Source organism: Streptomyces sp. NRRL S-244 (assembly GCF_000717915.1).
Taxonomy (GTDB): Bacteria; Actinomycetota; Actinomycetes; order Streptomycetales; family Streptomycetaceae; genus Streptomyces.
On record NZ_JOCX01000027.1, the window covers coordinates 14,561 to 27,923 of the forward strand.

The 13,363-nt window shown below is 73.8% G+C and carries 14 protein-coding genes; 9 read left to right on the top strand and 5 right to left on the bottom strand.

Annotated elements, in window-relative coordinates:
- Positions 1 to 115 precede the first annotated feature (115 nt).
- Genes IF02_RS0126300 through IF02_RS0126320 form a run of 5 tightly spaced genes read left to right on the top strand, consistent with a single transcriptional unit; the run spans position 116 to position 4,565 of the window.
- A complete protein-coding gene (locus IF02_RS0126300) occupies positions 116 to 1,819 on the top strand; it encodes a sensor histidine kinase (protein ID WP_051696561.1) in 1,704 nt (567 codons plus the stop codon).
- Positions 1,816 to 2,223 (top strand): roadblock/LC7 domain-containing protein, encoded by a 408-nt coding sequence (locus tag IF02_RS0126305; RefSeq protein ID WP_030161090.1) that lies wholly within the window; start codon positions 1,816 to 1,818, stop codon positions 2,221 to 2,223. The genes IF02_RS0126300 and IF02_RS0126305 overlap by 4 nt, the downstream gene beginning before the upstream one ends.
- The gene (locus tag IF02_RS0126310; protein WP_030161092.1) at positions 2,220 to 2,579 is read left to right on the top strand and encodes a DUF742 domain-containing protein; all 360 of its coding nucleotides are present in this window, start codon (positions 2,220 to 2,222) and stop codon (positions 2,577 to 2,579) included. Before IF02_RS0126305 ends, IF02_RS0126310 begins: the two co-directional genes overlap by 4 nt.
- Complete coding sequence (locus IF02_RS0126315) at positions 2,560 to 3,180, top strand: GTP-binding protein (protein WP_030161094.1); 621 nt, start codon at positions 2,560 to 2,562, stop codon at positions 3,178 to 3,180. The genes IF02_RS0126310 and IF02_RS0126315 overlap by 20 nt, the downstream gene beginning before the upstream one ends.
- The gene (locus IF02_RS0126320) at positions 3,177 to 4,565 is read left to right on the top strand and encodes a cytochrome P450 (RefSeq protein WP_030161096.1); all 1,389 of its coding nucleotides are present in this window, start codon (positions 3,177 to 3,179) and stop codon (positions 4,563 to 4,565) included. The genes IF02_RS0126315 and IF02_RS0126320 overlap by 4 nt, the downstream gene beginning before the upstream one ends.
- 46 nt (positions 4,566 to 4,611) lie before the next feature.
- On the opposite strand, the gene IF02_RS0126325 is transcribed toward IF02_RS0126320, so the two are convergent.
- The 3 genes from IF02_RS0126325 to IF02_RS0126335 all read right to left on the bottom strand — a co-directional run bounded on the left by IF02_RS0126325 (position 4,612) and on the right by IF02_RS0126335 (position 7,448).
- Positions 4,612 to 5,730 (bottom strand): terpene synthase family protein, encoded by a 1,119-nt coding sequence (locus IF02_RS0126325; protein WP_030161098.1) that lies wholly within the window; start codon positions 5,728 to 5,730, stop codon positions 4,612 to 4,614.
- A 3-nt stretch (positions 5,731 to 5,733) separates the two neighbouring features.
- On the bottom strand, positions 5,734 to 6,645 hold the full coding sequence (locus IF02_RS0126330; RefSeq protein ID WP_030161101.1) for an SAM-dependent methyltransferase: 912 nt from the start codon (positions 6,643 to 6,645) through the stop codon (positions 5,734 to 5,736).
- 203 nt (positions 6,646 to 6,848) lie between these two features.
- The gene (locus tag IF02_RS0126335; protein WP_051696562.1) at positions 6,849 to 7,448 is read right to left on the bottom strand and encodes a hydrolase; all 600 of its coding nucleotides are present in this window, start codon (positions 7,446 to 7,448) and stop codon (positions 6,849 to 6,851) included.
- Positions 7,449 to 7,577: 129 nt separating this feature from the next.
- Here IF02_RS0126335 and IF02_RS0126340 point away from each other — a divergent pair, with 129 nt between their 5' ends.
- A complete protein-coding gene (locus IF02_RS0126340) occupies positions 7,578 to 8,132 on the top strand; it encodes a DUF6434 domain-containing protein (protein ID WP_030161104.1) in 555 nt (184 codons plus the stop codon).
- 84 nt (positions 8,133 to 8,216) lie between these two features.
- Here IF02_RS0126340 and IF02_RS0126345 read toward each other — a convergent pair whose 3' ends face one another.
- Complete coding sequence (locus IF02_RS0126345; protein WP_030161105.1) at positions 8,217 to 9,356, bottom strand: MFS transporter; 1,140 nt, start codon at positions 9,354 to 9,356, stop codon at positions 8,217 to 8,219.
- Positions 9,357 to 9,464: 108 nt separating this feature from the next.
- On the opposite strand from IF02_RS0126345, the gene IF02_RS0126350 reads away from it, so the two are divergent.
- Positions 9,465 to 10,220, top strand: a complete 756-nt coding sequence (locus IF02_RS0126350; protein ID WP_030161106.1) for a helix-turn-helix domain-containing protein — start codon at positions 9,465 to 9,467, stop codon at positions 10,218 to 10,220.
- Positions 10,221 to 10,323: 103 nt separating this feature from the next.
- Positions 10,324 to 11,379, top strand: coding sequence for an enoyl-CoA hydratase/isomerase family protein (locus IF02_RS0126355; RefSeq protein ID WP_199809285.1), 1,056 nt, complete (start codon positions 10,324 to 10,326; stop codon positions 11,377 to 11,379).
- Positions 11,380 to 11,421: 42 nt separating this feature from the next.
- On the opposite strand, the gene IF02_RS0126360 is transcribed toward IF02_RS0126355, so the two are convergent.
- A complete protein-coding gene (locus tag IF02_RS0126360; protein WP_030161108.1) occupies positions 11,422 to 12,345 on the bottom strand; it encodes an SDR family oxidoreductase in 924 nt (307 codons plus the stop codon).
- A gap of 177 nt (positions 12,346 to 12,522) precedes the next feature.
- Between IF02_RS0126360 and IF02_RS0126365 the strand changes: the two genes are divergently transcribed.
- The gene (locus IF02_RS0126365) at positions 12,523 to 13,302 is read left to right on the top strand and encodes a hypothetical protein (RefSeq protein ID WP_030161110.1); all 780 of its coding nucleotides are present in this window, start codon (positions 12,523 to 12,525) and stop codon (positions 13,300 to 13,302) included.
- Positions 13,303 to 13,363: the final 61 nt, after the last annotated feature.

Here is a 13,363-nt window from a genome sequence, read left to right on the forward strand (position 1 = left end):
TCAACCTCCCGGCTCCGTCCGGATCATGACCTGCTGTCAAGGGCCGCGCATATAGACGCTAAGATTCCGGGCCGTTGTCATATGATCATTCGCTTTCGATCGTTTGAGGGTTCTGATGGTTCGCGTGGGATCGTCGCCCGGAAGTCCAGGGCCCACCTCACCCGTCGTTTGGGCGCTGCCCGCCCTGCTGACCGCCGCCGTCGCGGCGTTCGCCGTGGTGCAGGTGTCCGCACCTGCCCGCACCCCCGTCGCCTGGGTGGGAGCCGTGGCCTTCGTGGCCGTCGCCCTGTCCTGCGGTGAGGCCGCCCGGCGCGGCAAGGCGGTCGCCGCGCTGCGGGCGACGGTCGCCGCGCAGGAGTCGGCCCTGCACCGGCAGCAGGCCGAGACCGTACGACTCGCGCAGGAGCTGCTGCCCGATGTCGTGGAGCGGCTGCGCAAGGGCGAGTTCCCCGAGGAGGTGCTCGCCTCCCTGGAGGAGCTCGACACCCACGGGCCCGGCCTGACGCAGGAGTTCAGGGCGGCGCACCAGGCCGTGCTGCGCTCGGTGCTCGACGCCGTCGTCGCCGAGGAGGACCTGCGCGACTCCGCGCAGCGCGCCTTCGTCAACATCGCCCGCCGTGTTCAGGCCATCGTGCACCAACAGGCCCAGGAACTGCGGGAGATGGAGGACCGGCACGGCCGCAGCCCCAAGGTCTTCGGCGACCTGCTGCGGCTTGACCACGGCACGGCCCTCATCGGCCGCCTCGCCGACTCCATCGCCGTGCTCGGCGGCGCCCGGCCCGGCCGCCAGTGGAGCAAGGCCGTCCCGCTGTACAGCGTGCTGCGCGGCGCCATGTCGCGGATCATCGACTACCAGCGCGTGGAGCTGCACTCCGTCTCGCAGGTCGCCGTCGTCGGCCCCGCCGTCGAACCGCTCATCCACGCGCTCGCCGAGCTCCTGGACAACGCGACCCGCTACTCCCCGCCGCAGACCCGGGTCCACCTGACCGCCGTCGACGTGAACTCGGGCATCGCCGTCGAGATCGAGGACGGCGGCGTGAGCATGAGCGAGGAGGCCCGCAAGCGGGCCGAGCGCATGCTCCGCCAGGCCCAGCAGGGCATCGACCTCACCGACCTCGGGGAGACCCCGCGCCTGGGCCTCGCCGTGGTCGGCCGGCTCGCGCAGGCGTACGACTTCCAGGTCTCGCTGCGCGCGTCCGCGTACGGCGGCGTACGCGCCGTGCTGGTCATCCCGCAGTCGCTCATCACCACGGCCGCCGCCGCGACCGGCGTCGCCCACGGCATCGGCACCGCCTCGGGCCCCCGTGCCGCCCTGCCGCCCGCCGCCGGCACGACCACCGGCGAGACCACGGCCGTGACCACCGCCGCGCCCGGGGCCCCGGACGTACGGCCGGAGCCGGCGCGCCCGGTCACCGGACCCCGGATGCCGGCCGCGCCCGACGAGGTACCCGCCGTGACCGAGCGGACCCCGGGCGGCCTGCCGCAGCGCCGCCGCAAGACCCGCGCCGTGGCACCCGAGGCGCCCGCGGCCGCGGGCGGCGGCGGCACGGGCACCGGAGACCGGATCGTGGCGGCGGCCGAGGCGGCCGCGGACCGAGCCGGGCACGGGTACGCGCAGGAGACCGGGTACGCGTACGGATCCGGACGCGCGCCCGATCCGGCGCCGGACCCGCAGCCCGAGGTACAGCCCGGGATGTGGCTGGCCGCCTTCCAGGGAGGCCTGTCGGGGGACAGCCAGACCGCCGCGACCCGGAGCGGCGCAGCAAGCCAGAACACGGATGCCTCGCCGGCCTCGGCGAGCAAGGGGGAACAGCCATGAGCCAGCAGCAGACCAATATGGACTGGATGCTCAAGGACCTGGCCGAGGGCGTCCCGCAGACCCGCCACGTCATCGTCCTGTCCGCGGACGGCCTGCGCATGGCGCAGTACGGGGCGGAGACCGACACCGCCGACCGGCTCGCCGCCGCCTGCGCCGGACTGCAGAGCCTCGCCGGCGCCGTCGCCACCGAACTCCCGGGCAGCAGCGGCCGGATGCGGCTCGTCGTCATCGAGATGGACGGCGGCTTCTTCTACCTCATGGCGGCCGGGGCCGGCGCCTTCCTCGCCGTACTGGCCGACGAAGGCGTCGACGCCGGTCTGATGGGCCAGCGGATGCGCGACCTCGTCGCCCGGATCGGAGAACACCTGAGCAGCCCGCCGCGCCGCGACGGGCAGCCGGCGTGAGCAACCCGGGCGGGGACTGGGAGGACGGCACTCCCGAGCGGCTGTACGTGATCACCGGCGGCCGGAGCGGCGATTTAGACCCCAGCCACCTCGACCTCGTCACGCTGATCATCGCCAAGTCGGGGCCCAGGCCCGGGATGCAGCCGGAACACGCGGCGATCATGCGGCTGTGCCAGTCGCCGCTCTCGCTGGCCGAGATCTCCGCGTATCTCGGCCTGCCGGTGAGCGTGGTCACCGTCCTCCTCGGTGACCTGATCGCCGCCAACCTCGTGCTCTCCCGCCCACCCGTCGCCCCCGCCAAACTCCCGGACCTGGCACTGATTGAGGCAGTCATCGATGGACTTCGAAAGCTCTGACCGGGCCACCGCGCCCCGGCGCGAGGACGCGCTGCCGGCCACGGCCGCCGCCGCAGTCAAGGTGGTGATCGTGGGCGGCTTCGGGGTCGGCAAGACGACCCTGGTCGGCTCGGTCAGCGAGATCCGGCCGCTCACCACCGAGGAGACGATGACCCAGGCCGGGGTCGGCGTCGACGACACGGCGGGGGTGGAGCGCAAGACCTCCACCACCGTGGCCATGGACTTCGGCCGCATCAGCATCAACCAGGAGCTGGTGCTGTACCTGTTCGGCACCCCCGGCCAGGAGCGCTTCTGGTTCCTGTGGCGCGGCCTGTTCGAGGGCGCGCTCGGCGCGGTGGTCCTGGTCGACACCCGCCGGCTGGAGGTCAGCTTCGACGTGATCGGCCGGCTGGAGGAGCGCGGGGTGCCGTTCGTCGTAGCCGTCAACTCCTTCCCCGACGCGCCCGAGCACCCCCTGGAGGAGCTCCGCGCCGCCCTCGACCTGCCCACGGCCGTACCGCTGGTCTTCTGTGACGCCCGCCGGCGCGACTCCAGCCGCGACGTCCTGATGACGCTGATGCGCTACCTGCACTCCCTCGCCGCGACCCCGGAGGCCTCGTGAGCACCACCCCCACCCACCAGCCGGGTCCGGCCGCCCCGCCGCCCGGCTGCCCCGCCCACCGGCTCTACGGAGCCGAGGCCGAGGCCGACCCCATGGGCCTGTACGAGAAGCTGCGCGCCGAGCACGGCGCGGTGGCCCCCGTCCTCGTCCACGGCGACCTCCCGGCCTGGCTGGTACTGGGCCACCGGGAGAACCTGGACGTGGCGCGCACCCCGTCCCGCTTCACCCGCGACCCGCGCCACTGGCGGGACCAGCAGGAGGGCAACGTCCCCCCGGACCACCCGCTGACCCCGATGACGGCCTGGCAGCCCGTGTGCCACTTCGTCGACGGCGTCGAGCACGAGCGGCTGCGCGGGGCGATCACCGAGTCGCTGGAGCGCTTCGACCGCCGCGGTGTGCGCCGGTACGTGAAGCGCTTCGCCGACCAGCTGATCGACGCGTTCGCCCAGTCCGGCAGGGCCGACCTGGTCGCGGACTTCGCCGAGCCGCTGCCGATGCTGGTGATGACCCAGCTCGTCGGAGCGCCGGAGTCCTACGGACCGCGCCTCGTCGAGGCCGCCCGCGACATGATCCGGGGCACCGAGACGGCCCTCGCGAGCAACGAGTACGTCGTGGTCACCCTGCGGGACCTGGTCGCCGCCAAACGGGAGGTGCCCGGCCGGGACTTCACCACCTGGCTGCTGGAGCACCACACCGCGCTCGGCGACGAGGAGATCGTGGAGCACCTGCGGCTGGTGCTGATCGCGGCGTTCGAGACGACCGCCAACCTGATCGCGAACACGGTGCGCATGGTCCTCACGGACCGCCGCTTCCGCGCGAACCTCTCCGGCGGGCACATGACGCTCCCGGACGCGCTGGAGCAGGTCCTGTGGGACGAGCCCCCGCTCATGACGGTCCTGGGGCGCTGGGCCACCGGCGACACGGAGCTGGCCGGGACGCCGATCAAGGCCGGGGACATGCTGCTGCTCGGCCTCGGGGCCGCGAACCTCGACCCCGAGATCCGGCCGGACGCGACCCTGCCCGTCCACGGCAACCGCTCGCACCTGTCCTTCAGCAGCGGCCCGCACGAGTGCCCCGGAGCGGACATCGGCCGGGCCATCGCGGACACCGGCATCGACACCCTGCTGACCCGGCTGCCCGACCTGGAACTGGCCGTCGCCGAGGACCAGCTCCAGTGGAAGTCCTCACTGATGTCCCGTCACCTGGTCGCCCTCCCCGTACGGTTCAGCCCGCGCGGCAGCACCGTCACCGGCTCCACGCCGGTACCCGGCGCCGACCGGCCGGCCGCACAGCCGCTGCGTACGGCCCCGCAAGCCGCCCCCGTCGCCGGGGAGCGGCCGGCGGGCCGGGGCTCCTGGTGGTCCCGCCTGCGCGGCCGCCGCTGACCTCGGCGAACTCGGCGGCGCCCGGCGAAGCCCGGCGCCGCCGCCCTCAGCGCGAGGAGTCGTCGAGCTGCTGCCACCACCAGGCGAGGGCCGGGATCGGCAGCGGCTCGACGCTCGGGTCGCTGGGCTCGTCCCGCCAGGTGATGTCGAACGAGGCCCCCTCGACGGGAAGCGCGTTGCGGTTGCGCGGACTGGCGTAGCGCAGCGCCCCGTTGTGGTACGCGGTGTCTCCCGAGACCCAGTGCTCCACCGAGACGAGATGGCGCGCGAGCTGCTCGTCGGCGTCCCGCGCCAGCTGCTCGCGCAGCCTGCGGAACAGGGTCACCGACCGGTCCCGCAACGCGTACACGGCGGGCAGCGCCTCGGCGGGCGTACAGCCCTGCTCCCGGGCCAGGACGTTGAGCAGGTTCTGCTCCAGCGGCTCCTGGTGGTCGTCCTTGTTGTACGAGAACACGTCGTTGTCGCAGGCGACGATGAACCCGGCGGCGTCGGTCAGCGCCTGGACGGGCGGGGAGTACAGCACCTCGCCCGGTACGTGGATCCCGTTCGCGACGTCGCACCACGTGAGCAGGAACCGGGTCGCGCCGACCGAGATGCGGGTCGAAGCGAAGTCGTTGAGGCCGGGCATGACGCCCTGCTCCTCCGCCGCCGTCCGCGCGGCGGCACCGAAGATCCAGTCCCGCAGGCCCTCGGTGAGGCGCTGGAGCTGCTCGGGGGTGAGCATCTCCCGCGTACGCGCCACCAGGTCGTCCAGCGCGGCCGTGTACGGTCCGGGCGGCAGCAGGCCGGCGCCGGGCACCTCCAGGGTGCGGATCATCCGCGCTCCGTGGTCGGCGACGGCCGCCGTACGCGCGGGGCCGGTGCCGGAGTCCTGCCAGTCGTCGGCGGCGAAGGCCCAGTAGCACCACTGGGAGAAGAGCAGCATCGGCTCCACATCGCCGTAGGGCACGATCCGGCTGACCATGTCGGCGCTGCGCGTGGCCAGTCCCCAGGCGCGCTCGGTGGCGTCCGGGTAGAGGCCGAAGGCGTCGATCCAGGCGATGGACCGCTCTTCGAGCTCGGCCGCCTTGGGATGGATCAGATCCCTCTCGAACGGCCAGTAGAAGGCCGGCAGCGGCCAGCCGATGCGGGAGGGGCGGGTGTTGTCGCCGTGGGCGGGGGGCATCGGTCAGCTGCCCCCGCCCAGACGGAACATCAGCAGCCGTGTCTCCAGGGCGTGATCGCGCCAGATGCGGAACAGCTTCCCGTGCGTGATGGTGGACTCCTGGAGTCGTTCGCGCGACCAGGCGGAGCGGGGGCCGGAGCTTTCGACGCGGTCCAGCTCGGCGGTGTTCCAGGCCATGGACTGCACCCAGAACTCGGCGACCCGGTCGGTGACGTCCTCGTCCTGCTCCAGCTCGAAGCCGGCCGCCTCGGCGGCGGTGAGGTACTCGGTGAGGGTGCCGAGGCGCGTCTTGTAGTAGCCGTCGATGAACTCGGTCCACTCGGGCCGGCAGATGAAGTGCTCCTGGATGCCGAACCAGCCGCCCGGCCTGAGGGAGCGGGCCACGACCTGGAAGAGGCGCTCGCGGTCCATGTAGCCGGAGCTCTCGTTGGCGTAGGCGGCGTCGTACTTCCGGTCGGCCGTGAAGGCGTGCACGTCGGCCAGGAGGGGGGTGACGCGGTCGCCGACGCCGGCCTGGCGGGCGAAGTCCTGGATCACGGGTATGTGATCGGCGGCGACGGTGAGCCCGGTGACCGTCGCGCCGTGCTCCTGGGCCCAGTAGAGCGACCCGCCGCCGACACCGCAGCCGATGTCGAGGACGCTGCCGGGCGGGCTGGTGTACGCGCCCCAACTGCGGGCCGCGTGCTCGACTATGGCTTCCTGGGACTCCACGATGCGGCGCTTGAGCACGCGCTGGGAGACGGTGGTGTTCGGCGTCGCGCCCGGGCCGAACAGACCCATGTGGAAGTGGACCCTGGGTCCTGGTCCGTACTTGTGGAGGATGTCCGCGGTCTTGCGGCTGTAATAGAGCGGCACTTGGCTCTCGTCGAACTCCTGGCCACCAGCGGGGGTCTGGATGACAAGGTTCCTGTCCATCGATTCTCCGGTCCTGCGATCACGTGGGGGTGTTTATCGGCCGCCCCACTCTGCCCGTAAGTGATCGATAAAAGTCGTCAGTCACTCGGGTGATGAGCATAACCACAGCTGAAACGGCAACAATTCCGGCCATTTGATGTCACGTCAGGTGTTGGACCCCGGGTTTAGCGGAATACATGCCGCAGCGTCAGACGGAATACGGGTCAGGCGTCGTCGAGGGCGGCGAGGATCTCGGCGGTCGTGCTGACCCTGCCGATGCGCGGGAAGATCTTGCCGAACGAGTGGGCGTGGGACGCGGAGTCGGTGTCGGCCGTGGCGTCCTCGGCGAAGACCAGCGAGTAGCTGTGCTCCCAGGCCGTACGGGCGGTGGACTCGACGCCGACGCTGGTGGAGAGTCCGGCCAGGACGATCCGGTGGATGCCGCGGCGGCGCAGCTGGAGGTCGAGCTCGGTCCCGGTGAAGGCGCCCCAGTGGCGCTTGGTCACCACGACGTCGCCGAGGGCGGCGAGCTCGGCCGGGATCTGCGAGAACGCGGCGGGCGGGGCGGCGGCCGGGCCCGGGCGGTCCACGTCGGTGGTGGGCAGGTCGCCGCCGTCGGGCGACCAGGCGACCCTGACCAGCACCACGGGCAGCCTGTGGGCGCGGAACGCCTCGGCGAGCAGGACGCCGTTCGCGAGGACCTCGGCGGCGGGGCGGGTGGTCGGCAGGGCCAGGATGCCCTGCTGGAGGTCGATCAGGACCAGGGCGGTGCCGTCGTCGAGGGTCAGGGGCGAGCGTTCGGTGCGGTCGGCTGCGGCGGTCATCCGGGCTCCCTGCGGTCGTTCCGGGATTCACTCTCCCGCCCATGAAACCCGGACCGCGAGCCGCCGGCGTTCCGGTCCGCGCCGAACGGCGTGGCGGCCACGGGGCAGGCCTCTTCTTAGAATAGGAACATGAGTACGAATATCGAGGAAACCCGGCCCGCCCTGTCTCCGGCACTGACCGGGGCGGAATTGCTGCGCTGGTACTGGACGCTGGCCGAACTGTCGGAACTCGCCCGGAAGATGGGCCTGCCCGCCAGTGGCGGCAAGGTGGCGCTGACGGCCCGGCTGGCCGCCGCACTCGACGGGATCCGGCCGCCGGAGCCGGTCCGCGCCCCGCGCCGGGGCGGGCGGCAGCTCGCGGCCCCCGTCGACGGCGACACCGTGATCCCGGAGGGCCAGCGGTGCAGTCAGGTCCTCAGGGCCTTCTTCGTCGGCGAGATCGGGCCGGCCTTCCACTTCGACGCCTTCATGCGGGAGTACGTGGCCGGGCACGCGGGACACACCCTCGCCGAGGCCGTCGCCCACTGGCACGCCACCCGAGCCCGGGCGGCCGAACCCCAGGAGGTCGCCGCCCAGTTCGAGTTCAACCGGTTCCTGCGCGACTGGCACGAGCGCCACCCCGAGGGCACCCGGCAGCAGGCCCTGGCCGCCTGGCGGGCGCACCGGGCCCTCCCGAAGGACTGACCGCCGCCGGCCGCCCCGCCGCCCGCTGCCCGCCGCGCAGCCGGCCGCCCCGCCGCTGGCCGCCCGCCGCCCGGCCGCGTCCGCTCAGACGCCCGGTGCGGGCTCCGGCAGGCGCCGGGCCAGGGCCCAGGCCAGCAGGGGAAGGGCGGCCAGGGGGAGCAGGGCCGTCCGTACGGAGGTGGCGTCCGCGAGGGCGCCGATGACGGGGCTCGCCAGCCCGCCGACGCTGACCGTCAGGCCGAGGGTGACCCCGCCGGCCGTCCCCATGCGGGCCGGCAGGTAGTCCTGGCCCAGCGTGACCTGGAGCGAGAACGGCACGTACAGGGCGGCGGCCGCCAGCGCCGCGCAGACGTACACCAGGGGGAGGGGCAGGCACAGCACGCCCGCGACGGCGGGGGCGGCGGCCGCGTACGCCCGGCTGACGGTGGTGGTCCGGCCCCAGCGGGCGGCCAGCCGGCCGCCCAGCAGGGTGCCGCCCGCGCTGCCCGCGAACAGGGCGAACAGGGCCACCGCCCCGGCCGTCTCACCGCCGCCGCGCTCGCGCACGTACAGGGCGATGAACGTGCTCAGCCCGATGAACGCCACGGACCGGACCACCACCACGAGGGAGAGCCGCAGGAACGCCCGCCGGTCCTCGGGCCCCGGCGTCCCGGCGGACGGCCCCGCCGCCGGTCCACCCGCCCGGTCCCGCGCCGGCCGGGGGAGGTTCAGTACGACGCCCAGCGCGGCCGGGAGGGCCAGCAGCCCCCAGCCCGCCGGTCCGGACACCGACAGGGCCCCCACGACGAGCAGCGGCGCGCACGCGAAGCCGATGTTGCCGCCGAGCGCGAACCAGCTCATCGCCGAGTGCCCGGGGCCGCCCGCGGCGGTACGGATCAGCCGGGCGGCCGCCGGGTGGTAGGCCGCCACACCCAGCCCGGACAGGGCCACGGCGGCGACGGTGGCCGCATACCCGGCGTCCGCGCCGACGAGGGCGATGCCCAGCCCGGCGGCGGCCGTGCTCAGCGGGATCAGCCACGGCACCGCGCGCCGGTCGGCCAGCGCCCCGAACAGCGGCTGGACCACGGAGGACAGCACGGAGGCGGCCAGCACGATGCCGGAGGCGGCGGCGTACCCGTAGGCGCGCTCGGAGACAAGGAAGGGGACGAGCGCGGCGACGGCGCCCTGGTAGACGTCCACGCAGGAATGGCCGGCCGCGAAGGCGGCGATGCGGCGGCGCCGCACGGGACGCGTTCCCGTTGCGGCGGGCGGCTCGGAAGCGGTCTTCGAAGGGTTCACCGGTCGACGATCGCCCCTGCGGCGGGCGGCCCGCTTCCGATAAAATGCCGGGTGATGCAGAAAATCCGCCACACCCCCCGGGCCGCGACGAGCATCCGCGCGCTCGACACCCACGTCGGCATCGACCCGCACCGGCACGACGACCACCAGATCGCCTACGCCGGTTCCGGAGTGCTGTCCATCACCACCGACGCCGGCACCTGGGTGGCCCCCACCAGCCGCGCCCTGTGGATCCCGGCCGGGACGGTGCACGAGCACCGCGCCTACGGGCGTACCGACCTGCACTCCGTCGGCCTGCCGACCCGCCTCAACCCGCTCGCCCTCGACACCCCCGCCGTGATCGCCGTGGGACCGCTGCTGCGGGAGCTGATCCTGGCCTATACGCGGGCCCCCGAGGACGAGGGCCCCGAGCGGCGCCGGATGCTCGGGGTCCTGCTCGACCAGCTGCGCGCCGCGCCGCTGCAGCCCCTGCACCTGCCCGCGCCCGCCGACCCCCGGCTGGCGGCCGTGTGCGCCCTGCTGCACGCCGATCCGGCGGACTCCCGCGGGCTGGCGGCGCTGAGCGCGGCCGCCGGCGCAGGGGCGAGCGAGCGGACCCTGAGCCGCCTCTTCCGCTCCGAACTCGGCATGACCTTCCCGCAGTGGCGCACCCAGCTGCGCCTGCACCGGGCGCTGCGGCTGCTGGCCGTCGGCACCCCGGTCACCGCCGTCGCGCACCGCTGCGGCTGGTCCTCCGCGAGCGCCTTCATCGACGTCTTCCGCCGCGCTTTCGGCCACACCCCCGGAGCCCACCCCGGCCGCCTTCCCTGAACCTACGGGCGTTCCCGTCCGGGGCCTCGAAGTAGCCGTCCAGGGACACCTGCATCATCAGGATGATCTTCCGCATGCCGCTGCACGCTACATACTGGCCGGTGTGAAGACCGAAGACGGCGCAGACGACACGGCCCTGTTCATCACGGAGGGCCACACCGGGGTGATCACCCTCAACCGCCCCAGGGCGCTCAACGCCCTCACCCACCCCATGGTGCTGCGGATCGCCGAGGCGCTGGCCGCCTGGGAGCAGGACCCCGCCGTCGTCCAGGTCCTCATCCGCGGCGCCGGCGAGCGCGGGCTGTGCGCCGGCGGGGACATCCGGGCCATCCACGACGACGCGAAGGCCGGCGGCGACGCCTCCGAGGGCTTCTGGCGCGACGAGTACCGGCTGAACGCGCGGATCGCCCGCTACCCGAAGCCCTACGTGGCCCTCATGGACGGCATCGTCATGGGCGGCGGCGTCGGCGTCTCCGCCCACGGCAGCGTCCGCGTCGTCACCGAACGCTCCCGCGTCGCCATGCCCGAGACCGGCATCGGCTTCGTCCCCGACGTGGGCGGTACGCACCTCCTGGCCCGCGCCCCGGGGGAGCTCGGCACCCACCTGGCCCTGACCGGGGCCGCCGTGGGCGCGGCCGACGCGCTGCTGTGCGCTCTCGCCGACCACTTCGTACCCGCCGCCCGGCTGCCGGAGCTGACCGCCGCGCTCGCCGGCGCCCCGGCGCACGAGGTGCTGCCGCGCTTCGCGCAGCGGCCCGCACCGGGCGAACTGGCCGGGTGGCGCGCCTGGATCGACCGCTGCTACGCCGCCGAAACCGTCGAGGAGATCGTCGAGCGGCTGCTGGCCGAGGGGGATCCGGCCGCCAAGGAGGCCGCCGAGACGATCCTGGCCAAGTCCCCGACCTCGCTCAAGGTCACCCTGGCCGCCGTCCGCCGCGCCCGGCGACTCGGATCCCTGGAGCGGGTGCTGGAACAGGAGTTCCGCGTCTCCTGCCACGCCCTGCGCGCGCCCGACCTGGTGGAGGGCATACGGGCGCAAGTCGTCGACAAGGACCGCAGCCCCCGCTGGTCCCCGCCCGCGCTGGCCGAAGTCACCGGCGCGTACGTGGAGCGGTTCTTCGCCCCGCTCGGGGAGGACCGCGAACTCCGGCTGCCCTGAGGGCTGTTGGAGAGCAAGGGACGGCGGAGGCGAGCGGCCCGGTCAGCGGTAGCCGGTCACGTCGGCCGGGAGGCCCGGGTCCTGGACCTCGACCAGGTAGCGCCAGGCGTCCGGCCTGCTGCCGTCGAGATCCGTGAACCCGTACGCGCGGGCCAGCTGCGCGCTGGAGAGCGACTGCCCGTTCCAGCGCGCCACCTCCGGGTCCGCGGCGAGCGCGGCGACACCCCGCCCGACGTAGGAGGGGGTCTCGGAGATGGCGAAGTGCGGCATCTGTTCCAGCGCGTCCCGCCAGTTCGCCTCGGTCACCCCGAAGTTGTCGAGCATCATCTCCGAGCGCAGCCAGCCCGGGGTCAGCGCCACCGCCGTCGCCCCGCGCGGCCCCAGCTCGTGCCCGAGCGCGAACGCCATGCGCAGCACCGCCGACTTGGCGAGGTCATAGAAGAACGAGACGCGGTAGTTGGCCGCGTTGTACTCGGCCGTGCCGTCCGTCATCTCCACCACCAGCCCGCCCGGCCCGCGCAGCAGCAGCGGCAGCGCGAAATGGCTCGTGATGGCATGGGTGTCCACCGCGAGCCGCAGGATCCGCAGCCCGTTGTCCAGGTCGTGCTCCCACACCGTGCTGTCCCACTCGAACAGCCGCTCGCCGCCCCAGATGTCGTTCACCAGCACGTCCAGGCGCCCCTGCTCGGCGTCGATCCGCCCGACCAGCGCCTCCACCTGCGCCGGCACCAGATGGTCCGCGACCACCGCGATGCCGTGCCCGCCCGCCGCCGTGACCAGCTCCGCCGTCTCCTCGACGGTCTCCGGCCGGTCGTACTCCGAACGGCTGCCGCGCGTACTGCGGCCCGTCACGTACACCGTCGCGCCCTGCGCGCCCAGCTGGACCGCGATGCCCCGGCCCGCGCCCCGTGTCGCCCCGGCCACCAGGGCGACCTCGCCTTCGAGGGTCCGCCGCTCTTCCGCCATGCCCCGACCCTACGCCGCCACCGCCCGCCGGGCACGCGGGCGCGGGCACGCGGGCGCGGGCACCCGGCCCGTGCCGGTGGCCGGATCGGCGGCCTTTCGAGGCCGGCGCACAGGTGGGTACGACTGGTCCCGAGATCCGCCCGAGAACCGCCCGTGACCCTCGGAGGCGTACGCCCGATGACCGCTGCCGGCATGACGAGCTTCGACGAGATCTACGGACTCCCCGACCCGCGGGGATACTTCGGCCGACTGGGCCCGTACGCCTACCAGACCCCGGGCCACGCCCAGCCGGTGTTCCGCGGCCTGGCCGGCGAACTCGCCCCGGGACGGCGGACGGTGCTCGACGTGTGCTGCTCGTACGGGATCAACACCGCGCTCCTCAACCACGACGTCACCCTCGACGAGCTGTACGCGCGCTACACCTCGCCGAAGGCGGCCGAGCTGACCACCTCCGAACTCGCCGAGCGGGACCGCGAGTTCTACGCCGCCCGGCGCCGCCCCGACGCCGTACGGGCCGTCGGCATCGACGTGTCGGCCCCCGCCCTGGAGTACGCGGTGGCCGTCGGACTGCTCGACGAGGGGCACTGCGTGGACCTGGAGGCCGAGGAGCCGGGCGAGCGACTGCGGCGCTCCGCCGCCGGCGCCGGCCTCATCACCATCACCGGCGGCACCAGCTTCCTCACCGGACGCACCTTCGCCCGCCTGCTCAGCGCCGCCGGGCGGCCCGTGCCGGTGGCCGCCTTCGTCCTGCGCACCCACGACTACCGGCCGATCTCCCGCTGCCTGGAGTCGTACGGACTCACCGTCGAGCGGTCCGCCGCCACCCAGCCGCAGCGCCGCTTCACCGACCCCGACGAGCAGCGGCGCGCGGTGGCCGCCGTCACCGCGCTCGGCGAGGACCCGGCCGGCAAGGAGTCGGCCGGCCACTTCCACACCCGGCTGCACCTGGCCCGTTGACCCCTCCCGGCACCCGCCGCCCGGGGGGCCCGGGAACGGACTTGTCCAACCCGCCCTCCAG

Coding starts and splice junctions, on each gene's coding strand:
- IF02_RS0126300 (WP_051696561.1), top strand. CDS start 116: ATGGTTCGCGTGGGATCGTCGCCCGGAAGTCCAGGGCCCACCTCACCC.
- IF02_RS0126305 (WP_030161090.1), top strand. CDS start 1,816: ATGAGCCAGCAGCAGACCAATATGGACTGGATGCTCAAGGACCTGGCC.
- IF02_RS0126315 (WP_030161094.1), top strand. CDS start 2,560: ATGGACTTCGAAAGCTCTGACCGGGCCACCGCGCCCCGGCGCGAGGAC.
- IF02_RS0126325 (WP_030161098.1), bottom strand. CDS start 5,730: ATGCCCCCCGCCCACGGCGACAACACCCGCCCCTCCCGCATCGGCTGG.
- IF02_RS0126330 (WP_030161101.1), bottom strand. CDS start 6,645: ATGGACAGGAACCTTGTCATCCAGACCCCCGCTGGTGGCCAGGAGTTC.
- IF02_RS0126335 (WP_051696562.1), bottom strand. CDS start 7,448: ATGACCGCCGCAGCCGACCGCACCGAACGCTCGCCCCTGACCCTCGAC.
- IF02_RS0126340 (WP_030161104.1), top strand. CDS start 7,578: ATGAGTACGAATATCGAGGAAACCCGGCCCGCCCTGTCTCCGGCACTG.
- IF02_RS0126350 (WP_030161106.1), top strand. CDS start 9,465: ATGCAGAAAATCCGCCACACCCCCCGGGCCGCGACGAGCATCCGCGCG.
- IF02_RS0126360 (WP_030161108.1), bottom strand. CDS start 12,345: ATGGCGGAAGAGCGGCGGACCCTCGAAGGCGAGGTCGCCCTGGTGGCC.
- IF02_RS0126365 (WP_030161110.1), top strand. CDS start 12,523: ATGACCGCTGCCGGCATGACGAGCTTCGACGAGATCTACGGACTCCCC.